Raw genomic sequence first — 25,062 nt, 5'->3', positions numbered from 1 at the left:
AATTTTAATGCTTCAAAAGTAAGGCTATTAATTTAATTTGCCTGCCTGAGCTGTACTTTAGAACGCTAAATTTTATAAACATTAGTGAAATTTATTTAACAGAACTTTACAATAATAAGCGTGCCATTGCCCATAAATTTAAAAGAAATTTGTCTGTGTATACTTGCTTATCAGATCAAATACCATATTTTATAACTTATTATAGAAAGAATGAATTACTACAAAGCAAGCTAATTACAGCTCAAAAAAACAGAAAGTTAGCATTGGAACAAGAATTAATACAAATTAGAACTTAAGAAAATGAAAAAGAACATAATCGGATTACTTTTAGTCATCTTATGTACCCAGTTGAGTACAGCACAAAACGATAGTTTACAATGGTTAGATATTGAATTGGCAAATTATCAATATCCTTTTCCAGTCAAAAAATTAGAGCTAAACATACAAAACCAAGAGCTAAAAATGGCTTATATGGATGTGAAGCCTGATAATTACAATGGGAAAAACATTGTGTTAATTCACGGTAAAAATTTTAATGGGGCTTATTGGAAAACTACAATTGAAGCTCTAACTCAAGAAGGTTTTCGTGTTATTGTGCCAGATCAAATTGGTTTCGGAAAATCATCTAAACTAGACCATTTCCACTATACTTTTCAACAACTTGCTCAAAACACAAAAGAATTATTAGATACGCTGAAGATTGAAAAATCGGCTATTTTAGGGCATTCGATGGGTGGTATGCTAGCAACACGTTTTGCTTTAATGTACCCAGAAACTACTGAGAAATTAATTTTAGAAAACCCTATAGGTTTGGAAGATTGGAAGTTAAAAGTGCCTTATAAACCAGTAGAGTGGTGGTATAATAACGAACTTAAGAAAAACTACGAAGGCATTAAAAAATATCAATTAGTAAATTATTACGATAATAAATGGAAGCCAGAATACGACCAATGGGTTAACTTATTAGCAGGTTGGACATTAAACTCTGATTATGAAACCATTTCTTGGAATGCAGCATTAACGTATGATATGATTTTTACACAACCTGTCGTATATGAGTTTAAAAATATAACGTCTCCTACGTTATTGATAATTGGTACTAGAGATAGAACTGCTTTAGGAAAACCATTAGTTTCAGAAGAAGTTAGAAAAACAATGGGCTTATATAATGAGTTAGGTAAAGAAACCCAAAAAGCGATTCCAAATTCGAAATTAGTAACGTTAGATGATGTTGGTCATTTACCTCATATTGAAGTTTTTGAAAATTTTATAAAACCTTTAATAACATTTTTGAATAATTAATTAAGGTTGATTTTTTCTTAAAAATATATTTTTCGTTTGTAACAAATTTTTAAAAGAATCGTCATAAAGAAAAATATACGATTATGTCATTGTGGACACCTTTACTTTGGTTACTTATTATTTCACCATTATTTATAATAGCTTATATAAAATCAGAGAAAACAGAATTTAAATATGTAGTAGTATTTGTAGTTTATTTTCTTTTAGATTGTTATTTAAACTCTCTTGATTTTATGAAAGTAGTGCTACCTGATTTAAGGTGGAATTGGGATGGGAAGATTTCAAGTTTACTATTGAGTCTTACATTTATTCTTTTCAATTCTAAAGAGATAAAGAAAGATATAGGTTTTACTACTAGTTTTAACAGAAGAACAAAACTTGGTGTTTTAATTTTTATCGGTTTTTTAATTTTCGATTTTATTTTTAAATTCATTGCTTTTCCAAAAGGAGGAGAATTTGATTTAGAATCTTTTATTTTTCAAGCAACAATGCCTGGCTTAACTGAAGAGATACTCTATAGAGGAATTTATTTATGGCTTTTGAGTAAAGCTTTTGTTTCTTCAAAAATGATAAAAGGAGTACCTTTTGGGTGGAGCTTTATTATAGTTACCGTTTTATTTGGTGTTGCTCATGGTATTATACTAACGGAGTCTTTTGAAATTCATTATGATATAGCTACAATAGTTTATTTAACTTTAATTTCATCGTTTAGCCTTACCGTTTTAAGAAAATTTTCAGGAAATTTAATTTTACCCATTTTGGGTCATAATGTAATTAATATGATGAATTTTTTAATAAGACTGATGTAATTACTAGATGAAACTATGAATTAGTTTCTAACCATTTTTTTAAAGAATAAAAATTTTGAGGAGATACACCATGTCCAATCGGAAACTCTTCATATGTATTTTTGATATTCAATTCTTTTAAAAATTTAGGAGCTTTAGCAGCCCAATCAATAGGTATAACTTGATCAACAGAGCCATGAGAAATATAAAAACTCAAGTTTTTAAAATCATTATTTTGATATGAGTTCACCAAAATATTCTCATTAATATAACCACTTAAAGCAATTACACGTTTCACTTTTTCGGGGTATGATAACGAAACTGCATAACTTAAAATAGTACCTTGACTAAAACCTAAAAGGGTAACATTTTCACTATCTAAATTATAGGCATCACAAGCTTCTGTAATAAAATCACTTATTTTATCTCTAGATTCTTTTGCTTGTTCATCATCGCTCCATTTACCTTTTTCAGCATCAAAATTTATAGCATACCAAGCATTGCCATAAGGTTGCATTGCATAGGGTGCTCTAACAGATATGATAAAAACATCATCAGGAAGTTCAGCTGCAAATGAAAATAAATCTTCTTCATTACTACCATAACCGTGTAACATAAAGAGTACCGGTGTTTTTTTACTAGGTTTAATTGCTGGTTTTATAATGTGCTGAAGAGATAATTCTTTTACTTGCATGAATATAGGGTACTTAAAATAATATTATTTTATAAATGTAAACCATTTTTGAAAAAAAGGACCTACAATTGGCATTTCTTGTTTTTTACCTGTAATAGCTCCAGTAAAGCCATAGCCCCATAAAACAACATAAAATATATACAAACCATAAAAAGCATATTCGCCACCCCATTGGCTAATTAATATAGCAAATGCGAAAAAAATTAAATGCAAACCAAAAGCTTGTCGGGTATGGAAACGAGCAAAATCATGTTGAGGCTCATTATTAAAACTTAAGGCTATTAGGGCCCCAAGCATAGTTAAATAAGCAATAATCGCAGTGTTTTTTCCTTCAATTTTTTCCATGGTTCAAATTTAGGTTTACTTAAAGTATTGCACAAAAAAAAGGCTTCATAATTTGAAGCCTTTTTCATTATAAATTTTTTTATAGAATGTACTATCCTATAGCTCCGATTACAGGAACTTTTTCTTCTTTTAAATTACTAGCGTTAATTGCACCTAATACTAAAAGTACTAGTGGTAAGTAAGTAAGGTAACTTAAAAATGCGATTCCAGTAACACTAACTAAAATACCTGTTACAATTGAAAGAATAATAGAGAATATTACAATTCTAAATGATTGTCCAATATGGAAAGATACAAATTCATTTTTTTTATCTCCTTTATTTGAAAAATAGGCAATAATCAAGCCAATTAATGTAATATAGCTAATGATAGCCATTGTTTTACCTTGTTCTTTAGTTGTTTGATCCATAATTTATTTTAGGGTTTGGTTATTATACTGTACTATTAACTTAAAAGTTATGAATATAGTATTTCATTGTCTGAAATAATTCCATATACTTTACCTTTATGTTTAGTGCCAAGGTAAGCATTATTTTTACTTATTGAGTTTATCTGCTCTTTTTCAAACACATAGGTTTCATCAGGATTGAACAAGGTTAAACAAACGTTTTTTCCTTCAACTATTTTTTGTGTAGCTATTTTATAGCGTTCACGGCCTTTACTTAATAGATCTATCGTTGTCTCTAAGTCAAATAATTGGTTTAAAATACCAAAAGCATTTTCTAAACCAGTGGTGCCGAATGCAGCATTATCAAATTCTATAATTTTTTCTTCAGTATCAATAGGGGTGTGGTCGCTAGTAACAAAATCAATAGTTCCTTCTTTTACGCCTTTTAGTAATGCTTTCACATCATTTTTAGTACGTAAAGGTGGCATAACTTTAAAATTTGTATCAAACTCGACTAAAACATCATCTGTAAAAAATAGATTATGTATTGCAACACTACAACTTACATCTAATCCTTTCTTTTTAGCTGCTGCAATTAACATAACAGCGTTTGCTGTAGAAATTGTAGGGATGTGTAATTTACCTCCAGTATATTCTAATATTAATAGATCTCTAGCAATTTGTAAATCTTCGGCTAAAGGTGGTATGCCTTTTAAACCTAGTTTTGTTGAAGTTTTATCTTCATTTACAACACCCTTACCCGCTATTTGAACATCAATAGGGAAAGAATATACTAAGCCATCAAACCCTTGGGTATATTGTAAAGCAATTTTTAAAAGGTTAGAGTTTGTTATAGGGTGTTTAAAATCGTTATAAGCTACTGCTCCTGCATTTTTCATGTCAAAAAGCTCTGCTAATACTTCTCCTTCTGATTTTACAGTTAAAGCCCCTAAAGGATGTAAACGTGTAATCTGATTTTTAGCTGCATTTTTTAAGAAAACAATATGAGAACTAGAATCTGGAATAGGGTTCGTATTCGGGTTTAAAACAATATCAGTAAAACCAGCTTTAGCAGCAGTTAATAAACCATTTTCAATAGTTTCTCTTTGTTCATAACCAGGCTCTCCAAAAGCAACACTACTATCAAACCAACCAACAGAAACATGAAGATTATCTAAAACAATAACTTTAGTTTCCTTTTCAGGTGTTATGGTTGCAGCTATCTTTTCTATAATTCCGTTTTTAATAAGAATATCTCTTTTTTTTAGATGTAGCTCCTTATTAGAATTATCTACTATTTTGGCCGCTTTTAAAAGTATGTTCATTTAAAAATTTTTTGAATACCAATTTCAATCAAAGCAAATACGAGTGCTAAAATAACAAACCATTTCCAAAGCTCATTCACTCTATCATCTTTTTCTAACTCTTTAAAAAGTTCAGAAATAGATTCTTGTTTTGAAGTAGCATGTAGTGTTTGTATATCTTGATATTGTAATTTACTTTCAGTTCTTGGATAATTAAAGCTAATATTTTTTAGTTTTTCAGTGTTATTAATAACATTATAATTGCCATCTTCAGAAAGCTCTTCGTTAAAATATAAAGAAACCTTATTCGCAAATGGTCGTTGTTGTGGAATAAACTCAAAATCCTTTTTAGAAATTTTTAAAACTTCATCTTTTGGTAATTTTATGGCTACATCAATAGTTTGGCTGGTATTAAGAGAGCTGTATAAATTTTCTTGCTGTAAGCTTTCTAAACCCATTTTGTAAAATGTAGGTACAATTAAAGGAGAGTTTTTAAAATTTGAATAAGAACCAGATAGCGATGAAGTAAACAGGTAAAAACCTTTATTCCCAACCAAAAATGGCTCTTTGTTTACAAAAGAAAGAATAGAAGATTTTTTAGTGTTTATTCTAAAATAGCTTTCAACTTCTGGATATTGAAAATTTTGAACTTTTTTATCGAACACATTACGATACAAAGGATGATCAAAATTTATAGTTGTAATTTCTTGTTTGTAATTTACTTTCTGAGAAATTTTTGAACTGTAGTTTCTTAATAGAGAGTTATAAGAACTAGAATTACTATTTATACTCGGAATTACAGCAACAGTACCACCGTTTTTAGTAAAAGCAATTAAAGCCTGCTGTAATACTTCAGGTATATTCTCTAATTCATTTATAATGATTAGGTTTTTATCTTGTAACGAGCTATAGTTTATAGCTTTAAGGGTGTTGTTTGTATATTCAAATTCAGCATCTGTAAATATTTTATTTAGATAAGTAGTTGTTGTTTCTCCAATACTTAACACTTTAATTTTGTCTTTTTTATTAATACTGAAATAGAAATGATTATCATAATCTAACCCTTTATCAGAAATTAAAATCTTTCCTAAAATCGTTTCATTAGCAGCAATTGTAAACGTAATTGTTGCTTTGTTTTTATCGTTAAATATTGCAGATGTTTTGGCAATTAATTTTTCAGCATTATAAATAGATACAGGAGTATTTTCAATAGCTGACGAAGAACTTAAATTGGTAGTAATTTCTAAAGTTTCACCTAAGTCTTTAGAAACGTAAATACTATCTACAGCAATATTTACTAGCTTACTAGCACGCAATTGTATTATATGGGTTTGTATTGTTTTTGTAGTATCTAAAACAGGTTTAGTATCTGTTTTTTGAAAATCGGATATTAAAATTAAATTCTTTACCGTATTTTTTTGACGACTAAAAAGCGTTTCTGCTTTTAACTTCACTTCTTTTAAAGCTAATTGTTTTTTAGAAAAGGGGAGTGTCAATAAATCACTCTGAATATCTTTTAAAGTGGTGTTTAAAAAGGTTTTGTCGTTAGTGAATACAGTTATTTTTTTCTGATAAGAAATGTTTTTTAATAACTCTTGAGTTGCTTGTTCAAGTAAACTAGTATTCCCTTTTTTGGCTTGCATACTAAAAGAGTTATCTAAATAAATAACGGTTTCTTTTTCGAGTAAAGCTGTTTCTTTGGCAAAAAAAGGCTGTGCAAAGGCTATAATTAAAGCTGTAAATAGCAAAAGTCTTGTAAAAAGCAAAAGCCACTTTTTTATAGATTTTGTTTTACGTGATTCAGCAATCACTTTCTGCAACATTTTAACGTTGGTAAAAGGTGTTTTTTTAAATCTACGTAATTGAAATAGGTGAATTAAAATAGGAATGATTAGAAGTAATAGAGCCCAAAGTATTTCTGGATTTTTAAATTGCATTCCCTAGTTTTGTTTGACAAATATAATTAAAATATAGTGTAAATGTTACGCAGTTTTGTTGAGATTTGTATTTTAATTGAACCAAACCGCATATCTTTTTCGTCTGAGCTCTAAAGCTAATTTTTCTTCCATAGCTAGAGCTTCCGCTCTGGTATCCATTGGTGCAATGTGGTTGTATAAACTAGGGCGAAGGTAAGCACCATATTTCTCTACAATATTAGAAGAAAGTTTGTGTCCTTTTTTATTAATATAACCTGTTTTATGTTGCTCAAAACGCTCTTTGGCGGTCTTTACCGTCATACCTACGTACAAACACTCTAACACACCATTAAATTGTGGGTTTGCTAAACGGAATTTGGTGTTATCAGAAAACACTCTTTTGTTTAATTCAACAACATATACTCGATACTGCTTTTTTGCCATAGTGTTTTAAAATTATTTTAACAGAAAAGAAAGTAATCTTTATTTACTGTTTTATGATGTTGCTTTAAGTAATCGATTATGAATTTTTGATCACCTTCATTAGCTACAGTAATTATAATTTGTACTTCAGTAAAGTTTTCAATCACGGAGTAAGATTTCATTAGAAGGCCATAAATATCTTTCCCTATTTTTTTTTCATTATCACATACCCAAGTAAATGGTATATTTTTACCAATAAGTTTCGTTGCTATTTTCTTTCCCTTTTTACCAGCTCCCCAAACTATTAAATTAGAAGTAGCGGTATGATCAAGTTTTAGAAAATAATCAAGTTTTAAGTCTAGAAAATGATTTTCGGCATAATGATCACTTGTCCTAGACGTTCTCGTGCTATAATCTCTCCAACGGTGTACTACTTCTGTACACGGAATACACTTTAATTGATGTTCGTAAAATCGAAATGCTAAATCATAATCTTCGGGGTACGTATTATGTGTGAAACCACCACAAGCATCAAAATCGCTGGTGTAAGCCATCCATGAAGGAGACGGAATTACACATTCTTTATAAATTTCAGAATAATTTGTGCCTTTTTCTATTAATTGATTTAACCATTTTTCATATTTTAAATAACCATCGTTGACTCCGTCTTTAGAAAAATAGTTTACTTGCCCAACAGCAATATGGCCTTTACCATTTGCAAGTAAAGAATTCACCATTATTTCTAATTTATTGAGAATCATAATATCATCAGAATCCATTCTCGTTACAAATGTTCCAGAAGCTTTGGAGTAGGCGAGTTGTAATGCATCAATAATTCCTTTTCCAGTATTTTCAAAAACCTTAAAACGAGCATCTTTAGTGCTGAAATATTTGGTAATAGCTCTACTATCATCTGTAGACCCATCATCGACAGCTAAAACCTCAAAATCTACATAGGTTTGCTTCTCAATCGATTCTAAACAGTCTGTTATATAGGTTTCTGTATTTTTAAAAGGGATAACAATACTTACTAATGGATTTTGCATTATTGCAATCTGAGTTAGTTATTTTAAGGCTTTTGCGATTGCTTTTTCTACTAAAGAGGTCATTACAGCATAACCTGCCTTTGTGGGGTGTACACCATCATCAGAATATTCTTTTTTCATGCCTTTTTTATCATCAACTAATGATGTGTAATAATCTAGATAAATACAATCATTTTCTTCAGCATATTTTTTTATAAAAATATTCATTTCAATAACTTTATCTGCAGGGTAAATTTTCGGATTCCAATTAAATTTATTTGCAGGTAATATAGAAGATAGAATAACTTTTATTTGGTTTGCTTTTGCCAGTTCAGCCATAGAAACCAAGTTGTCTTGTATCATTTGTAGAGTGGTAGGCCCTGTGTTTTCAGCAATATCATTAATACCAGCTAAAATTACCACAGCTTTAGGTTTTAAAGCAATAACATCAGCTCTAAATCGCACTAACATTTGTGGAGTTGTTTGTCCGCTAATTCCTCTGTTAATATATGGATTTTTAGAAAAGAGCTCTGGATTTCCGTAGTTAATCCACCCTTCAGTAATAGAATTTCCCATAAAAACGACACGATTTTCATTTTCTGCAGGTACACCTATTCTTGTATTAGCATCTTTAAACTTATTAAAATTAGGCCAGTCTTGACTTTGCATAGTATTAGTAGTCAGTAGTAAAAAAGTAGATAGTTTTAATAGTAGCTTTTTCATTATATGTTACTTTAATTCTTCTTGTTCTTTATTATTTAATTGTAACTCTTCAACAACTTTGCTTTTACTAGGTTTAAGACTAGCTAAATAGATAGTTAAACAAGCTCCAATAGTAAAGTATAAAGTATAACCTTGATTCATAAATTGCATAAAAGCAAACAATGCAGGTCCTTCAATAAAAGCATATTTTAAAATAACAGCAGATTGGTATTTTGCTTGTTTTGATTGCAATGATTCTTTTCTGTCAATAGTGCTAAGTTGTTTTCTAAATATATAATTACTAGTAAAATAACCTAATAAAGCGAGTGTAGGTATAATATAAATATAGACGTCACCACTCATCGAAAATTGATTGACAAAGCCTACTCCAAAAAAGAAAGAAGCAGCACCTAAAGCAGCCAAACCTAAGACTAAAAAAACATGAATAATGTTTAAAGTTTTAAAAAACATAAAATAAAAATTTCTATTCTGACAAGTTACTATTATTTTATTTTGCTGAACAAAAAAATATTTTTTTAATTTTAGCAAAAGATAGCTTAATTATTAACTTTAAAGCACACGGCCATGAGTAAATTGTCACGCAGATCATTTAATGCAACTTTATCAAAAGGATTAGGAGGTGCAATGCTTTTATCTGCTGCTCCATTAGTTTATGGTAAAAAAACAGATTTTAAAAATAAAAAGCTAGGTGTAGCATTAGTTGGCTTAGGTTCTTATAGTACATACCAATTAGCGCCAGCATTATTAGATACAAATTTTTGTGAGCTAAGAGGCATTGTTACAGGAACTCCCGAAAAAGAAAAGATTTGGGCAGAAAAATATACTATTGATAAAAAGAATATTTACAATTATGATAATTTTGATGCTATTAAAGATAATGATGCTATAGATATTGTATACGTGGTATTACCAAATGCTATGCATACAGATTTTTGTATAAGAGCAGCAAAGGCAGGTAAACATGTAATTTGCGAAAAGCCTATGGCAATAAGTGTAAAAGAGTGTGATGTAATACTAGACGCTTGTAACAAGGCAGGTGTGAAACTAGGTGTAGGGTATCGACTACAATCAGAACCTTATACACAAGAAGTAAAAAGATTTGTAAAAGAAAAAACATTTGGTAGTGTAAATTATATTTCAGCAAATGCAGGGTACTCGTCTACTTCTAATCCAGATCAATGGAGATTAAATAAAAAATTATCAGGTGGTGGTGCATTAATGAATATGGGAATTTATGCAGTACAGAGTGTAATTTATGGAACAGGAGAAAACCCAATTAATGTTACCGCGCAAGAGTTTAGTACAAGACCAGATTATTTTAAAGATACAGATGAAACGATTACGGCACAGTTTGAATTTGCTTCAGGAGCAGTTGGTAACATATTCACTTCTCATAATGCTAACACCAATAACCTACATGCCACGTGTACAAAAGGTTGGTTTAAATTAGAACCAGCTAACAATTATGGACCATTGAGTGGGGCAACGTCAAATGGAGATGAAATTAAATTTCCTCACGAGAGTCAACAAAAACTTCAAATGGATGATTTTTCTAAACATATTTTGCAAGGCACTCCAAATGTTGCGCCTGGCGAAATGGGTAAAAGAGATTTGATAATTATAGAAGCAATCTACAAATCTATAGCTGAGGGGAATAAAAAAATAAATCTAGATTTAGGTGGTTTAGGACTAGTGAAAGTATAACAGTTTGGATATCAAATTGTTAATTTTTAAATTAACATAAAAGAAAACTTAAAGGGTGTTTAATCTAACACCTACATAACATCTTAACATTTATATAAAACACAGGTAATAAAAGCTAAATACTGAGTTAACATAGCTTCAAAGGTTTCTAAATAGTTTTGGACACGAGAAAAATATCCAATAAACTATATTATGAAAACTTTAAAAAAACTAGTATTTAGCGCCTTGTTGCTTTCAGCAATGGGTGTAACTTTTAACAGCTGTAATCCTGAAGATGGTATTGATGGAATAAACGGTGTTGATGGAAAAGATGGAACTAACGGAGAAAATGGTGAAGATGGAGATGATTTTACACCTTCACAAACAATTTTCGAAAACAAATCGTCACTAGAACCTTTAGTAGCAATACAATCTCAATTTAACTTTGTAAAGGCATATTCTTTAATAAGTTCTACTGATGAACTTGCTGATGGATTCAAATTATTAGGCGCACAAGATGGTGCTGGTTTCTTAAAAGATGGAGACGGTTACATTTATGTAGTAAATGCAGAAGATGATCATGCTGTTTCTAGAATTCGTTTTGATGCTAATATGAACCCAACAGGTGGAGATTGGTTACTAACAGATGCCGTTGCTGATGAAGCTCGCCAATGTTCTGGTACAATGTGGGAAGCCGCTATACATGGTGGAACACAAGATATTTTCTTATCTGCTTCTGAAAGTATTAATTACGATGTAAAAGCTATTGACCCTTATATAGCTACGCCAACGCCAACGGCTGATTTTGGTTTAGATGCTTTGGGAGAATTCTCTTGGGAAAATGCAGTACCATTACCAAAAGATGCATATACAGGCAAAACGGTTATTATTGGTGGTGATGATGACTCTAGCTATTCTGAAGGGCAAGTATCTTTATACTATTCAGAAAATGGAGATGCAGACTTAACAGATGGTAAAATTTATGTGTTACGCTTTAAGCAAGTTTCTGATGGTGCAGGTGGTTTAGAAGATGTTACCGCTGGTACTATTTATAATGAAGGAAATTTGGATATTAAAGTTTCTTACGATGTTGAATTTGTTGAAATCGAAAACGGTGCAGCAATGACCAAAGATGAAATGGAAGATGCTTGTGTTGCGGTTCAAGCTTCAGGTTTTATGAGAGTTGAAGATCTTGATTACCAAAAAGGTTCTGATGCTAATGGAAGAAATGTATTTTTTGCTGTAACAGGTAGAGGGCCAGGTGCAGGTACATATAACGATTGGGGTACAGTTTATAAATTAGAGTTAGATCAGGACTCTCCATTAACAGGTAAATTAACTCAGATAGTCAGCGGTAATACAGATACAAATAATGCGGACGGAAATAATGCATTATTACAAAGCCCAGATAATATATGTGTAACGGAGAACTTTGTATACTACCAAGAAGACCCAAACTCTTTCGATAGAGGTCATGCAGCATATATTTATCAAACAAATTTGAATGGTGATAATTCTAAAGTAGTTTTGGAGTTAGTTATTCGTCAAGATTTAAATCCTAACGGAAGTACAGGTTTTAGTGGTGAGTTTGGAGCTTTAATTGATATTTCTGATAAAATAGGAGAGCCAGATACATTTATGCTAAACTTACAACCACACTACTGGCAAAGTGATTCTTTTGTAGTAGATGGTTTACCACATAACCAAGGTGGGCAAATTGTATTATTAAAAGGTTTACCTAGATAAAATTATAATTAGTTACTGAGAACCTCCAACATTGTTGGAGGTTTTCTTTGTTTTAAAAAAAAGCATTTTATGTTAAAATATATATGGAGTTTTGTCTTATTATTTTGTTTGATCGGATGCAAACAAGAACCCGAAAAATTGATTCCTATAAATACGGTTGATTTTAGTTTGGCACATGAGTATTATTTAAAAAATATTACCCAAGCAATAATAGAAATAGATTCTCTTATTTTACTCAAAACCAATACGGAAGCATCCAAACTGGTGTTTAAAAAACTTAGACTTTCATTTAAAAAAGCAGAACCTTTTGTATCGTATTTAAAACCGAGTGTTGGGCACAGAATTAATGGCCCAGCATTACCTATTTACGCCGAAGATACGGGTAAAGTACTTATGCCTTATGGCTTGCAGAAAATAGAAGAAAGCATATTTGATGGAGAGGATGAGAATATATATTTGGCAGAGCTAAATATTACAAAAGGTTTATTGCAAAATCTTCAAAAATATATGGTCAAAAGGCCATTAAATGCACAACGTTTTTTTATAGCAACACACGAACAGTTGTTGCGTATTGTAAGTCATAGTATATCTGGCTTTGATACACCAGTTAGTCATTTCGGAATTAATGAAAGTGCAGTTTCTTTAATCAGTTTAAAAGAAATTTATGAGCTTACGATTCAATCAAGTATTATTAAAGAAAATTTAGAATTAAACAATCAATTAATAGAAAACATAAATAGGGCCGTGACTTATATAAAAGCGAATCCTGATTTTGATTCTTTTGATAGATATACTTTTATAAGAGACTATTTTAATCCAATAACAAGAAACTGGGTAGCGGTTAGAAAAGAAAGTGGTTTGTGGGAAGGAATAGATAATAAGGTTTTTAACTTTGATGCGCCTACTTTTTTTGAACCTAATACATTTAATACAAATCATTTTTTACCTGTAGTAAATAGAAATCCTTCAAAGGCGGAAATAGCATTAGGTGAAAAATTATTTGAAGATAAAAACTTATCTCTGAATAAGAAAATGGCGTGCATAACCTGTCACGATCCAAATAAAGGCTATGCAGATGGTTTAAAAGTTAATAAAGACAATAATAATAACCCACTAGAAAGAAACTCGCCAACACTTTTAAATTCAATTTATCAAAAAGCTTTTTTCTGGGATGGTAGATCACCAACGTTAGATGATCAGATTTCAGCAGTTTTTTCTAACGATAAAGAGTTTGATTCTAGTGTACATCAATTTTCTACAGAAATATTGAAAGACAGTTCTTATCATACATTATTTAAAGATGCTTTTGGCAAGATACCCACTAAGAATGTTGAAATTATTCGAGCAATATCAGCGTATGTATCCACATTAAAAAGTTTTAATTCTAAGTTTGATAAAAATATACGAGCAGAAGAAGAAACCTATACACAAGAAGAGAAAGATGGTTTAAACCTTTTTATGGGAAAAGCACTTTGCGCTACATGTCATTTTATGCCATTAACAAATGGGACAGTACCTCCTTTTTTTACAGAAACAGAGAAAGAGGTTATTGGTGTTGCAAAAACAGCAGCTAATAAAGAGTTAGATTCAGATACAGGTTTTTATTCGATGTATAACGAACCTTTGCATAAAGGCATGTTTAAAACGCCAACAGTACGTAATGTAGCACTAACAGCACCTTATATGCATAATGGTGCATATAACACGTTAGATGAGGTTGTCGATTTTTACAATAAAGGAGGTGGTGCAGGTTTAGGTTTTGATGTAGCTCACCAAACACTACCTTTTGATATGTTAAATTTAACAGATAAAGAACAGCAAGCATTGGTTGCTTTTATGGAAACATTGACGGATGTTACTGTAAAAACATATTAAATAAAATAACTAGTATTCCTATGTAAAAATGGGAATACTAATTTAAAATTTTTCAAAGACACCTAACCCAAACAAAGCAAAATCATATTTAACCGGATCAATAGCATCTAGTTTACGTAAGTTTTTATCTAATTCAGCTAAAGCTTTTGCATCATTCTGTTTACGAGTTAAAAGTTTTAATTTTCTAGCAACATTACCAGAGTGTACATCTAAGGGGCAAGATAAATAAGCTGTTGGTATTGTTTTCCAAATACCAAAGTCAACACCTGTTGCATTATCTCTCACCATCCAACGTAAAAACATATTAATTCTTTTTGCAGCAGAACCTTTTAAAGGGTCTGATACATGTTTTGTTGTTCTGGTAGGATGCGGAATACTAAAGAATATTTTTTTGAAGTTAGATATAGCTGGTTGCAGCGAATTATTATCAATTCCGCTTTTAAAAACAGCCTCTAAGCCATTATGGTTTTTGTAAATATTTTGAAGACTTTTTATGAAAAATTTTAAATCTTCTCCATTAAAAGTTCTATGAACAAACTCATCAAATCGAGCCAAATCATCTTCAGAATGATTCATTACAAAATCGAAAGGAGATTCATCTAAAAGTTGCATCATTTTTTTAGAGTTATTGATAATGCTTTTTCTGTTTCCCCAGGCAATAGTAGCGGTTAAAAAAGCACTTATTTCAACATCTTCTTTACGAGTAAAACGATGAGGTATTTGTATGGGGTCAGTATCTAAAAATGTAGGATGATTGTATTGTTCTACTTTACTATCAAGAAAGGTTTTTAATTCTTCTTTTGTCATTATACAGTGTGTTAACTTAGTTGTTCGATAATTTTGTATAAAAGTAGTGGAGAAAGCAATATACCGTTATGGCCAGCATGTAAAAGCATAGACCATCCAAGATTTAGTTTTACTCTTATAAAACCTAAAAAGAAACCCGCTGCTATTTGCGGAGCTACTAAAATAGGGCAGAGCCAAAGGTATTCGTTAAATGTTTCGAAATTTGAGATATGTACAGCTCCAAATAATAAGGCTGAAAAGTAAAAAATATAATTGAAGTATGGTGAGTTTTTAAAAAATACTAATGGACCTCTAAAAACAAGCTCTTCAATAATTGGAGCACCAATTACGGCTAATAAAAAAATAGTATAAACATTGTACTTCTCTAATAGCTGATCAATACCATGCTTACCAACATCAATATTAAAAATAGTTGTAAAAATGCCTATTACTATTCCTAAGCCAAAACTAAAGGTAATCGCAAGAACCAAAAGTTTTATAAAAATACTTTTTTTCTCTTGAAGAGATAGGTTTGTATATGTAGTATAAATTGGTTTTTTAAGGAAGGCTATTAATTCTTTTTTCATGAAATATTAGCCATTAAACCATCTACAATTGTGAGCTTGCGGTCAGCCATTTCAGCTAATTCTTCATTGTGAGTGACAATTACAAAAGTTTGACCAAACTCATCTCTTAATTTAAAAAATAACTTATGAAGGTTATCAGCACTTTCTGAATCTAAATTACCACTTGGTTCATCTGCAAAAATTACAGCAGGGTTATTTACTAAAGCTCTTGCAACAGCAACACGTTGTTGCTCACCACCAGATAGTTCACTTGGTTTATGATTATACCTTTGTGATAACCCCAAAAAATCTAATAATTCTTTAGCCCTTTTTTCAGCTTCAGCTTTTGAAGTTTTTTTTATAAATGCTGGGATGCAAACATTCTCTAAAGCCGTAAATTCAGGTAATAATTGATGAAATTGAAAAATAAATCCAATATTCTCATTTCTAAATTTAGCTAATTCTTTCTCAGAAAGTAAAGTAATATCAGTGTCTTTTATAAGTAGCTTGCTGTCTCTTTTATTTGATTGAATATCAAGTGTACCTAATATTTGTAAAAGGGTAGTTTTTCCTGCTCCAGAAGGCCCTACAATAGAAACAATTTCTCCTTTTGCAATATGTAAATTTACTCCTTTAAGGACTTTTAAATTACTATAGTATTTTTGAATGTTTTCCGCTTTTATCATCAAAATCAATTAAAAATATGAAAGTACACATTAGATAAGACATGGCAAAACATTAAATTAATACAGCATTGCAAGACAAAGTTTTTTGTGTTGTTTAAAGAAGTTGTAGTGAGGTTTAAAAGGGTATAAAATATTCTTATAGCACTATAAAATTTTTAAAGCTTAAATTTGTCTTTTAATTACTTAGTTGTTTATTTTTGTTTAATAATTGTTATAATTGAGTAAACAGAATTATTAAAAATATATTATATAAGATGGCTCTATATAGAAATTTAGAAGAATACGATTTAGAAATTAGAGATGAGGTTAAACAAAACTATTCTGCTATATTGTCTGAGATAGGAGAAGATGTAAGTCGTGAAGGTTTAATGAAAACTCCAGAAAGAGCATCTAAAGCAATGCTTTTTTTAACACAAGGTTATAAACAAGATCCTGTGGAAATACTAAAAGGAGCTATGTTTAAAGAAGATTATGATGATATGGTTATCATAAAAGATATCGAATTATATTCACTTTGCGAGCATCATATGTTACCTTTTTTCGGGAAAGCACATATTGCCTATATACCAAATGGACATATTGTAGGTTTAAGTAAAATACCACGTGTTGTGGATGTTTTTGCTAGAAGATTACAGGTTCAAGAGCGTTTAACTCATGATATTTTAGAATGTTTAAACGATACCTTAAAACCTAAGGGAGTTGCAGTTGTAATTGAAGCATCTCATATGTGTATGATGATGCGTGGTGTTCAAAAACAAAATTCGGTTACTACGACATCTGGTTTTAGAGGTCAATTTGAAAAGCAAGAAACTAGAAATGAGTTTTTAAAACTTATAAGTTCTAACTTATCATAACACACTTAAAACAATTTTGGCACTCATTTTGATTTAAATAAAATAAATCATTAATTTTAAATATGTCAAAAACAAAAAGTAATAAAATACGAAACCTTCTATTAGGTATTGCATTTGATTTAATAGGTATGCTTTCATTTGTAATTCCTGGTATAGGAGAATTCTCAGATATTATATGGGCACCTTTATCAGCTTTTTTAATGACAAGGTTGTATAAAGGTAAAATGGGACAAGCAGCTGGTATGGTATCTTTTGTAGAAGAATTAATACCGGGTACTGATTATATACCAACATTTACAATCATGTGGTTTTATACGTATGTGTTTAAAAAATCTAAATTAGAAAAATTAGTAGAATCTTAATTGACTTTATTTATAAGTAAAAAAGGGAGATGATAAAATCATCTCCCTTTTTCATTTTACTCTATATGTATTTATAACTGAAAGCTTAATCCAATACTAACATTTCTACCAATATTTCCAATTCCATCATACTTTAATCGTGATAGGTGAGATACATAATTTTTATTTAATAAATTATTCCCACTTAATCTAACAGCTACAAGAGTATTAAACATCTCTAAAGAGCCACCTAAGCCTATACTTAATAAATTATAACTATCTGTAGTAGTTTCAAAAGAACTGATGGCATCTTGCTCAAAAACAGATTTTAAAGTAATAAAGGAGTAACTATTTTTTAACCAATTTTCTTTATTAGAAAATTCAGCTCTTAAGGTATTTGTGATACTCTTAGCGGGTATTAAAGGTAAGTTTGTATCATCTTTTAATTTGCCTGTTACAGTTTGGAAGCTACTTTCAATATGCAACCAATCTAACGGATGTGGATGAATATGTACACCAGCTTCACCTCCATACAAACTAGCATCTTGTTGGTTGTAAATAAATATTTGATTTCCATCAATTTCATCTCCATTCGGAGCTATAAAAACATAATCATTAATAGCGTTGTAGAAACCGTTTACAAAAACTTCAAAGTGCTCATTTTTGTATTCTAAAGCGATGTCTGTTTGTATATTTTGTTCATTTTTAAGATTGCTATTACCTATTTCATATCTATTAGTACCTTCATGTACACCATTAGAGGTAAGCTCTGCTAGGTTGGGAGCTCTAAAACCAGTAGCTAAGTTTACTCGACCAACAAAGTTGTAAAAAAAATTCAACTTATAACCTAAAGCAGCATTAAAACTATTAAAATTCCTATCTAATTCAGGAATATAACCTTCTTCATTAATAAGTCCATTTTCGTCGCCTCGTATTGCTCTACGATCATATCGAATACCTATTTGAACATCATTAGACTCGTTTAAATGTAAATGTGAAGTTGCAAAAACACCAAAATCGGTAGTTGTAGCATCGGGTATTAGAAGTTCTTCTCCAAAATTATCATTGGTTTGATAAAGGCCTTGTGTACCAACGATAGTTTCTAAAATACCATATTCAGGTAAGTGATACTGTACATTATAATTAAACGTATTTAAGTTCATATGAAGAGCAGCGCCATCTTCTCCATCTTCAAATTCTTTTCTGATGTTAGATGTGTAACCAAATGTTGCATTTAAACTAGATTTGTTAAACAGCCAACTACTTTTAGAGCTTAAAATATGATTATCAATAGTCTGATTCGGTTTTATAGGGGTTCTATCTGTAGATTGTTCTCCAATTTCTTCCGGTATACCTAAGTTAGAGTTGTTGTAATTGTAGCGTAATTCTGTTTTAAAATTTGTTGCTTGATAACCAATTCCTGTTTTAATGTCATATTCTTTAAAACGAGAATTAGTAACACGCTCATCAGAGCCAGTTTTATAATCGGTATGAGACGTAACCGCACCTCTTATTAAAAATTTTAATTTATCACCAGAGGTTTTAAAACCAGCATTAGCATTTAAACCATCAGTGTTAGAATAGTAATTCAAATTTACATCACCGTTAACAGTATTTGGGATTGCAAATTTTTCAGGATTTAAATACAAAACACCTCCCATTGCATCTGATCCGTAGAGTAGAGAGGCAGGCCCTTTTATAACTTCGACACTTTCTATACCTGCATCGTTTACGCCTAAACCGTGTTCATCTCCAAATTGCTGATTTTCTAATCGAATACCCTGCGTATAAACTAATACTCTATTGGCATTCAAACCTCTTATCACAGGTTTTCCTATTCCGATACCTGTTGAAACACTTTCTACACCAGCAATTTTAGTAATTCCATCAGCTAATGTTAAAGCTCCTTTGTTCTTGAGGTCTGCAATATTAGCATATTCAACTTTCATTACATTTTCGCTTTGTAATTTATGAAATGGGGTAGACACAATAACCTCTTCCATTTCTATCGCACTTTCTTTCAAATTAGTATTGAAAATAACTTCAGTAGTATTTAATTTGATTGCCTGAGATACGGTTTGGTAGCCTAAATATGAAACTACAATTTTATAAGTACCCGTTGGTAAATTTTTAATTTCATAGTTGCCAGTTACATCAGTAACAGTCCCTTTTTCTAATTGAGGAAAATAGATAGAAACCTGTTCTAATGGAGTATTGTTATCAGAATCAGTAATGATTCCTGTTAATGAATTCTGCGCATTAGCAGATATACATAACATTGCTAGAAGCAATAAAAAAAGTAATTTTTTCATCTGTGTATTATCAGATGTAATCAGCCAAATTTTCTATTTTTTAAGAATATAAAAATAAGATATAGCCAATTGCATAACTTTGTTAAAATAATTTAAGTAATTGTTTTTTTAGTGTGTTATGATTTTAAAGGAGGGCCTCTTAGTGAAAAATGTAGATTTTGATATTCACTTAATAAGAAGTAATAATTTTGATTTTGCTCAGGTTCTAAATCAGAAGCAAATACATTGTAATTATATATTTGAACAGAAAAATAAGTACTTAATTGGTACTTATAAAACTCACAATTAAATTCAGTTTCGTGAAAGTGAACTGAATTTTTTTCTAAACAAGTAATTTCTTTGTGATCAAATAAAGTATGTGAAACTTTTGCAATATTAGGTATCGCTAATGCAAAGAGCAAAAGAATAGTAGTAAATGAAAAGAAAATATTTTTTAAATTAATTTTCACTTTACGAATTTACAGAAATATTACCTCTTTAAGGTGTTAAGAAAAGCACAAGTTATTTTAAGTATTTTCCAAGCCCAAAACGGCTTAACATTTTCTTTTCAAAATTCCAAAAAAATGTAAATTGACCAAATAACCAACCAAAAGTAACTAGTAGAATTTGGTAAATAGGAAAAATGATTAATACTCTAACTGTCCAATATAAAACAGAAAAATACCAATCACTAGCAAATATATCTCTAGTAAAACCTATGTAATCCAAAAAAGGTCTAGCAATTTTAAGTGATGATGAGCCAGTTATGGCAAATACAATTAGTATAACAACGATAGCGAAGTTAGAATCTATTCCCCAACGTTTTTTTAATTTTTCCATAATTCATTTAAATCCGCTGCAAAGATAAAATTAAATACGTGGTATAAAAGTTCCGAGGCGTTGATTGTACTTTCTTTGAAAATAAATGAAGTAATTATAAAGTTTATAATTTACATCATACCCGTAATCATTAAATGAATTATAGTTTATAGTAAGTTCATATAGGTTTGGGTTGTATCGTTGTGGTTGTAGCACTCTTTGGTTCCATTCGTTTACCCAAATTTGATTTCTATTTTCTAAGTAATTTTGTGAATAAAACCCTTCAGGTTTAGCTGTACTTTGTAACCAAAAATTAAAACCTGGCTCTATAATTATAATTTCATATTCTGTTTCTTCATTAGCAATGGTAATAGTATCTCCTTCAATTTTATTAAATGCAATTTTTTCGTCATCGCTAGTTGTTATTGTCTTAACTGTAGAGGAACAACTGTAGCTCATAAAACAAATAAAACTGATGATAGTTAAAATGTACACGTATTTCTTTTTCATAAGTATAAGGTACAAAAAAAGCCGAACATAAGTTCGGCTTTAAATTGTATGTAAAGCAGATTATTTACCGAATAAACCACCTAGTAAGCCACCAATACCACCTTTTTTACTTTGAGTACCCATAACCATACCAGCTACATCGTCTAAAATACTACCATCACCATCTGCGTCTAATAAACTAGTTATTAAACTTTGGTTTTGTTGTGGTTGCCCACCTAACATGCTACCTAAAAGCGCATTCATACCATTAGCATCACTTACGCCACTTTGTGCAGTTTGTTTACCGATAAAGCCCATAACGATAGGGGCCGCTATTTTTAATATATTAGCAATAGAACCAGCATCTACACCTGATTTTTCACTTAAAGCACTTTCTACTGTAGCTTGTTTACCACCAAATAAATGGCTTAATATTCCAGCACCATCATTAGTAACGCTTTCATCAACACCACCGCCGAATAAGCCACCTAAATTATCTAAAATACTACCATTATGTTTACCGCCTTGTAGAGCACTCATTAAACCTTGAGCACCTTCAGGAGATGATACATTTTTTTTCATAGCGCCTAATAATAAAGGCATAGCCATACTTAATACATCAGCAGTTTTACCTTCTGATTGACCTGTTTGACCTGCAACACCACTAATCAATTGTTGACCCATTGGGCTGCTTAATAAATCTAATAATCCTGACATTTTTATAGTTTGGTTTTAAAATTTGTTTTAATATACAAAAAAGCAATAAAATTTTATAGCAATTGAGTTAAAAAATTATTTCAATAAAGTCACTATTTGTGTAGCTAATTCTGTTCCAATACGGTCTTGTGCTTCTTTTGTACCAGCACCAATATGTGGTGTAAGAGAAATATCAGGATGCATTAAAATAGGAATTTCTGGCTTTGGTTCTGACTCAAAAACATCTAAACCAGCAAATGAAACTTTCTTTTTCTCTAAAGCATCTAATAAAGCAACTTCATCTAAAACGCCACCACGTGCAGCATTAATAATACCAACACCATCTTTCATTAAATCAAAATCATTTTTACCTAAAACATATGCATTTTGTTTAGGTACATGTAGTGAAATAAAATCAGATGATTTTAGAACGTTTTCTTTTGTACTATTTTTTAAACTAAAAGAGATTGATTGCTCATCAAAAAAAGAAAGATCAATAGTAGTGCTTTCAACTTCTGAATCGTGATAAATAACTTTCATTCCAATACCTAAAGCTATTTTAGCAGTAGCTTGGCCTATTTTTCCAAAACCAATAATACCAAGGGTTTTACCTCTTAATTCAGATCCATTAGCGTAGCTTTTCTTTAAATCTTTAAATTTGCTATCGCCATCTAAAGGCATATTTCTATTAGAGTCGTATAAATAACGTACGCCTCCGTATAAATGTGCAAATACAAGCTCTGCAACAGATTCAGATGATGCTTCTGGTGTATTTATTACGTGTAAACCTTTTTCTTTAGCGTAAACAACATCTATATTATCCATACCAACGCCGCCTCTTCCTATTAACTTTAAAGAAGGGCATTCATTAATAATATTTTTATCTACTTGAGTAGCACTTCTAACTAAAAGTACTTCTATGTTATGCTTGTTTATGTAATTTGATAATTGTTCTTGCGCAACATTAATTGTTAAAACCTCAAAACCGTTTTCTTTTAATTTATCAATTCCGGTTTGTGAGATACCATCGTTTGCTAGTATTCTCATTTTTAAATTTAGATTTTTTAAAAGGTATTTTATTATCCTTTTCTTTCCATTTCACTCATCACATCTACTAAAACACCAACGCTATCTAATGATAAAGCATTGTACATAGAGGCTCTGTAACCACCAATTGATCTGTGACCACTTATGCCGCTAACTCCTGCTTCTTTCCACATAGCATCAAAAGTATCTTTCAGTTTTTCATCAGCTAGCGTGAATGTAGCATTCATTGTAGATCTATCTTCTTTTTTAGCATAACCGTTAAACATCGGGTTTAAATCTATTTCAGAATATAGTAATTGAGCTTTTTTGTTATTTAATTCCTCAATTACCGAAACTCCACCTAAATCTTTCAACCATTGTAATGTTAACATAGTTGTGTAAATAGGAAAAACAGCAGGTGTATTATACATACTCTCTTTTTCAATTTGTACTTTATAGTCTAAAATAGAAGGTATTTTACGAGAAACTTTACCTAAAATATCTTCTTTAACAACAACTAACTCTGTACCAGCTGGTCCCATGTTTTTTTGAGCGCCTGCATATATTAAATCAAACTGAGAGAAATCTATCTTTCTTGAAAAAATATCTGAACTCATATCACAAACTAAAGGAATGTTAACCTTAGGAAAGGTTTTCATCTGTGTTCCATAAATAGTATTGTTTGAAGTAATATGTAAATAATCTAAATCGTTTGGTACTCCGAACATTTTAGGAATATGGTTATAACCTTCATTTTTAGATGATGCTACTTCAACAACTTCGCCAAATAATTTAGCTTCTTTTATAGCATTGTTACTCCACGTTCCTGTGTTTAAATAACCTGCTTTGGTTTCTAATAAATTGTATGCAACTCTGATAAACTCCATACTAGCACCACCTTGTAAAAAAAGTGCTACGTATCCTTTATCTTTTAGGTCTAAAAGCTCTAAAGCTAATGCTCTAGCTTTTTCCATTACTTCTACAAATTCTTTGCTTCTATGAGAGATCTCGATTAGCGATAATCCCATGCCATTAAAGTCTTGAACAGCTTCAGAAGCTTTTAATAAAACTTCTTGAGGTAAAATACATGGACCTGCGCTAAAATTGTGCTTTTTCATTTTTGTAGTATTAATTAAGTCGGCAAAGGTCTTAAATTTTAAAGTAATTATACAGTATAACTAGTAAAATTCTATGAGTTTTTCAATAAAAAGCTAATAGTATCAACATTATCTGCGTAATTTGATAGACTTGGTTTTTGAGTTTCTCCAAAATTAACCTCATTTTTGACAACTCCTTTAGCTACAATACATTGAATTTTATCTTCTTCGAAATTTAGTTTAGCTTTAATTTCATCGAGAGTGGTGTAATTTTCATAAAAAAGAGAAGCAATAGGAGAGGAGTAGCTAGAATCTTCTTTTAATATTAAAAAACCATTATCTAAAAGTTTAAAATTACTCATTAGATAAACAGCTTTGTTATAATCGTAATTGTTAGAATATTTTATTTGCTCAATAATAGGGTGATATTCATAGAGTGCTTTAAAAAGAGTGTCAAAATCATAATTTAAAGGCACAAATACTTTAGAAACACTACGACAACCTAAACCGTAGTAAGTGAAGATATCTTTACCTAAAGCTGTTAGTTCTTCTTTTGATTCTTTTCCTGTAATTACGGCAACAGAATTTCTGTTTTTACGTATAATGTGTGGTTTTTTGCTGAAATAATGCTCAAAATAACGAGCTGTGTTATTGCTGCCAGTGGCAATAACTAAATCAAAATTAGCTAGTCTACCTTCTTCAAAAACAATATTTTCTTTGAATTTTGGCTCTATTTCAATTAAAATATCAGTTACAATGGGTAAAAGTATATTATCATTAGATGATAATTTTATTAAAGCTTTGTGTCCTGTTATTAACACACATAAAAAATCATGAAAACCAACTAAAGGTATATTTCCAGCCATTATTAAGGCTACAGTTTTTTGTTGTATATCAGATTTTAAATCATAGTTTTTAACCCATTCTTTAATATTTTCTTCAGAAAGCGTATTTGCCCAGTTTTCAAGACTATATAAAATGTTTTCGCGGTTAAACCAACCATTTTTGTGTTTAGCTAAAGAAATTTTGTCTTCTAATGTGTTATATAAGCTCGATGAATGCGTTTGTTTTTCTTGCTCTTTGTTAGCAGAAATGCAAAATTCCTTGAAAAATGTACCAAGTTTAACAAAAGCTTCTATTCTTAGCGTAACGTCTATCATTATATTTGTATAGGATTAGATTAGGTTTTACCTTTGCAC

27 protein-coding genes are annotated in these 25,062 nt (G+C 30.5%); 7 read left to right on the top strand and 20 right to left on the bottom strand.

The features are described 5' to 3' along the window. The first annotated feature begins 300 nt into the window (after positions 1-300). On the top strand, positions 301-1,302 hold the full coding sequence (locus H0I23_RS07105) for an alpha/beta fold hydrolase (protein WP_216785763.1): 1,002 nt from the start codon (positions 301-303) through the stop codon (positions 1,300-1,302). A gap of 83 nt (positions 1,303-1,385) precedes the next feature. After that, positions 1,386-2,111: a CPBP family intramembrane glutamic endopeptidase gene (locus H0I23_RS07100; protein ID WP_216785762.1), complete on the top strand. Its 726-nt coding sequence runs from the start codon at positions 1,386-1,388 to the stop codon at positions 2,109-2,111. A gap of 13 nt (positions 2,112-2,124) precedes the next feature. Here H0I23_RS07100 and H0I23_RS07095 read toward each other — a convergent pair whose 3' ends face one another. From H0I23_RS07095 to H0I23_RS07055, 9 genes are all read right to left on the bottom strand, one after another. Further along, positions 2,125-2,784 (bottom strand): alpha/beta hydrolase, encoded by a 660-nt coding sequence (locus tag H0I23_RS07095; protein WP_216785761.1) that lies wholly within the window; start codon positions 2,782-2,784, stop codon positions 2,125-2,127. Positions 2,785-2,808: 24 nt separating this feature from the next. After that, complete coding sequence (locus tag H0I23_RS07090; RefSeq protein ID WP_216785760.1) at positions 2,809-3,129, bottom strand: hypothetical protein; 321 nt, start codon at positions 3,127-3,129, stop codon at positions 2,809-2,811. A gap of 91 nt (positions 3,130-3,220) precedes the next feature. Further along, complete coding sequence (locus H0I23_RS07085) at positions 3,221-3,538, bottom strand: DUF4870 domain-containing protein (protein WP_216785759.1); 318 nt, start codon at positions 3,536-3,538, stop codon at positions 3,221-3,223. A 47-nt stretch (positions 3,539-3,585) separates the two neighbouring features. After that, positions 3,586-4,842, bottom strand: a complete 1,257-nt coding sequence (locus H0I23_RS07080) for a dihydroorotase family protein (RefSeq protein WP_216785758.1) — start codon at positions 4,840-4,842, stop codon at positions 3,586-3,588. Further along, positions 4,839-6,758 carry a BatA domain-containing protein gene (locus H0I23_RS07075; protein ID WP_216785757.1) on the bottom strand — a complete coding sequence of 640 codons (1,920 nt, stop codon included), beginning with the start codon at positions 6,756-6,758 and terminating at the stop codon, positions 4,839-4,841. Before H0I23_RS07075 ends, H0I23_RS07080 begins: the two co-directional genes overlap by 4 nt. 72 nt (positions 6,759-6,830) lie before the next feature. Continuing rightward, positions 6,831-7,181, bottom strand: a complete 351-nt coding sequence (locus tag H0I23_RS07070) for a ribose-5-phosphate isomerase (protein WP_216785756.1) — start codon at positions 7,179-7,181, stop codon at positions 6,831-6,833. A gap of 17 nt (positions 7,182-7,198) precedes the next feature. Next, positions 7,199-8,206, bottom strand: a complete 1,008-nt coding sequence (locus tag H0I23_RS07065) for a glycosyltransferase family 2 protein (protein ID WP_216785755.1) — start codon at positions 8,204-8,206, stop codon at positions 7,199-7,201. An 18-nt stretch (positions 8,207-8,224) separates the two neighbouring features. Beyond that, on the bottom strand, positions 8,225-8,908 hold the full coding sequence (locus tag H0I23_RS07060) for an SGNH/GDSL hydrolase family protein (protein WP_216785754.1): 684 nt from the start codon (positions 8,906-8,908) through the stop codon (positions 8,225-8,227). Positions 8,909-8,914: 6 nt separating this feature from the next. After that, entirely contained in the window at positions 8,915-9,358 is a 444-nt protein-coding gene (locus H0I23_RS07055) for a hypothetical protein (RefSeq protein WP_216785753.1), read from the bottom strand. 114 nt (positions 9,359-9,472) lie between these two features. Here H0I23_RS07055 and H0I23_RS07050 point away from each other — a divergent pair, with 114 nt between their 5' ends. The 3 genes from H0I23_RS07050 to H0I23_RS07040 all read left to right on the top strand — a co-directional run bounded on the left by H0I23_RS07050 (position 9,473) and on the right by H0I23_RS07040 (position 14,212). Next, on the top strand, positions 9,473-10,612 hold the full coding sequence (locus H0I23_RS07050; protein ID WP_216785752.1) for a Gfo/Idh/MocA family protein: 1,140 nt from the start codon (positions 9,473-9,475) through the stop codon (positions 10,610-10,612). A gap of 192 nt (positions 10,613-10,804) precedes the next feature. Further along, positions 10,805-12,337, top strand: a complete 1,533-nt coding sequence (locus H0I23_RS07045; RefSeq protein WP_216785751.1) for a PhoX family protein — start codon at positions 10,805-10,807, stop codon at positions 12,335-12,337. Between the two features lie 69 nt (positions 12,338-12,406). Next, entirely contained in the window at positions 12,407-14,212 is a 1,806-nt protein-coding gene (locus tag H0I23_RS07040; protein ID WP_216785750.1) for a cytochrome-c peroxidase, read from the top strand. A gap of 42 nt (positions 14,213-14,254) precedes the next feature. Here H0I23_RS07040 and H0I23_RS07035 read toward each other — a convergent pair whose 3' ends face one another. The 3 genes from H0I23_RS07035 to H0I23_RS07025 are packed head-to-tail and all read right to left on the bottom strand — an operon-like array spanning position 14,255 to position 16,250. Then, on the bottom strand, positions 14,255-15,019 hold the full coding sequence (locus tag H0I23_RS07035) for a TIGR02757 family protein (RefSeq protein ID WP_216785749.1): 765 nt from the start codon (positions 15,017-15,019) through the stop codon (positions 14,255-14,257). Positions 15,020-15,030: 11 nt separating this feature from the next. Further along, positions 15,031-15,585, bottom strand: a complete 555-nt coding sequence (locus tag H0I23_RS07030) for a CPBP family intramembrane glutamic endopeptidase (RefSeq protein ID WP_216785748.1) — start codon at positions 15,583-15,585, stop codon at positions 15,031-15,033. Beyond that, positions 15,582-16,250 carry an ABC transporter ATP-binding protein gene (locus H0I23_RS07025; RefSeq protein WP_216785747.1) on the bottom strand — a complete coding sequence of 223 codons (669 nt, stop codon included), beginning with the start codon at positions 16,248-16,250 and terminating at the stop codon, positions 15,582-15,584. Before H0I23_RS07025 ends, H0I23_RS07030 begins: the two co-directional genes overlap by 4 nt. 254 nt (positions 16,251-16,504) lie before the next feature. Here H0I23_RS07025 and folE point away from each other — a divergent pair, with 254 nt between their 5' ends. Next, the gene (gene folE, locus H0I23_RS07020; protein ID WP_216785746.1) at positions 16,505-17,104 is read left to right on the top strand and encodes a GTP cyclohydrolase I FolE; all 600 of its coding nucleotides are present in this window, start codon (positions 16,505-16,507) and stop codon (positions 17,102-17,104) included. A gap of 62 nt (positions 17,105-17,166) precedes the next feature. Then, a complete protein-coding gene (locus H0I23_RS07015) occupies positions 17,167-17,466 on the top strand; it encodes a hypothetical protein (RefSeq protein ID WP_216785745.1) in 300 nt (99 codons plus the stop codon). Positions 17,467-17,537: 71 nt separating this feature from the next. On the opposite strand, the gene H0I23_RS07010 is transcribed toward H0I23_RS07015, so the two are convergent. The 8 genes from H0I23_RS07010 to H0I23_RS06975 all read right to left on the bottom strand — a co-directional run bounded on the left by H0I23_RS07010 (position 17,538) and on the right by H0I23_RS06975 (position 25,023). Then, on the bottom strand, positions 17,538-19,757 hold the full coding sequence (locus H0I23_RS07010; RefSeq protein ID WP_216785744.1) for a TonB-dependent receptor: 2,220 nt from the start codon (positions 19,755-19,757) through the stop codon (positions 17,538-17,540). A gap of 116 nt (positions 19,758-19,873) precedes the next feature. Further along, positions 19,874-20,206, bottom strand: a complete 333-nt coding sequence (locus H0I23_RS07005; protein ID WP_216785743.1) for a hypothetical protein — start codon at positions 20,204-20,206, stop codon at positions 19,874-19,876. 52 nt (positions 20,207-20,258) lie between these two features. Further along, on the bottom strand, positions 20,259-20,576 hold the full coding sequence (locus H0I23_RS07000; RefSeq protein ID WP_216785742.1) for a DUF6787 family protein: 318 nt from the start codon (positions 20,574-20,576) through the stop codon (positions 20,259-20,261). Positions 20,577-20,606: 30 nt separating this feature from the next. Then, entirely contained in the window at positions 20,607-21,065 is a 459-nt protein-coding gene (locus H0I23_RS06995; RefSeq protein ID WP_216785741.1) for a DUF6146 family protein, read from the bottom strand. 60 nt (positions 21,066-21,125) lie between these two features. Beyond that, positions 21,126-21,761 carry a DUF937 domain-containing protein gene (locus tag H0I23_RS06990; RefSeq protein ID WP_216785740.1) on the bottom strand — a complete coding sequence of 212 codons (636 nt, stop codon included), beginning with the start codon at positions 21,759-21,761 and terminating at the stop codon, positions 21,126-21,128. A gap of 75 nt (positions 21,762-21,836) precedes the next feature. Further along, complete coding sequence (locus tag H0I23_RS06985) at positions 21,837-22,787, bottom strand: D-2-hydroxyacid dehydrogenase (protein ID WP_216785739.1); 951 nt, start codon at positions 22,785-22,787, stop codon at positions 21,837-21,839. A gap of 32 nt (positions 22,788-22,819) precedes the next feature. Further along, positions 22,820-23,884 (bottom strand): 3-phosphoserine/phosphohydroxythreonine transaminase, encoded by a 1,065-nt coding sequence (serC, locus tag H0I23_RS06980; protein WP_216785738.1) that lies wholly within the window; start codon positions 23,882-23,884, stop codon positions 22,820-22,822. 71 nt (positions 23,885-23,955) lie between these two features. Continuing rightward, the gene (locus H0I23_RS06975; RefSeq protein ID WP_216785737.1) at positions 23,956-25,023 is read right to left on the bottom strand and encodes an acyl-CoA reductase; all 1,068 of its coding nucleotides are present in this window, start codon (positions 25,021-25,023) and stop codon (positions 23,956-23,958) included. Positions 25,024-25,062 lie beyond the last annotated feature (39 nt).

This window comes from Cellulophaga sp. HaHaR_3_176 (genome assembly GCF_019021925.1).
Lineage (GTDB): Bacteria > Bacteroidota > Bacteroidia > Flavobacteriales > Flavobacteriaceae > Cellulophaga.
This window is presented reverse-complemented; position numbering and strand designations above follow the sequence as displayed.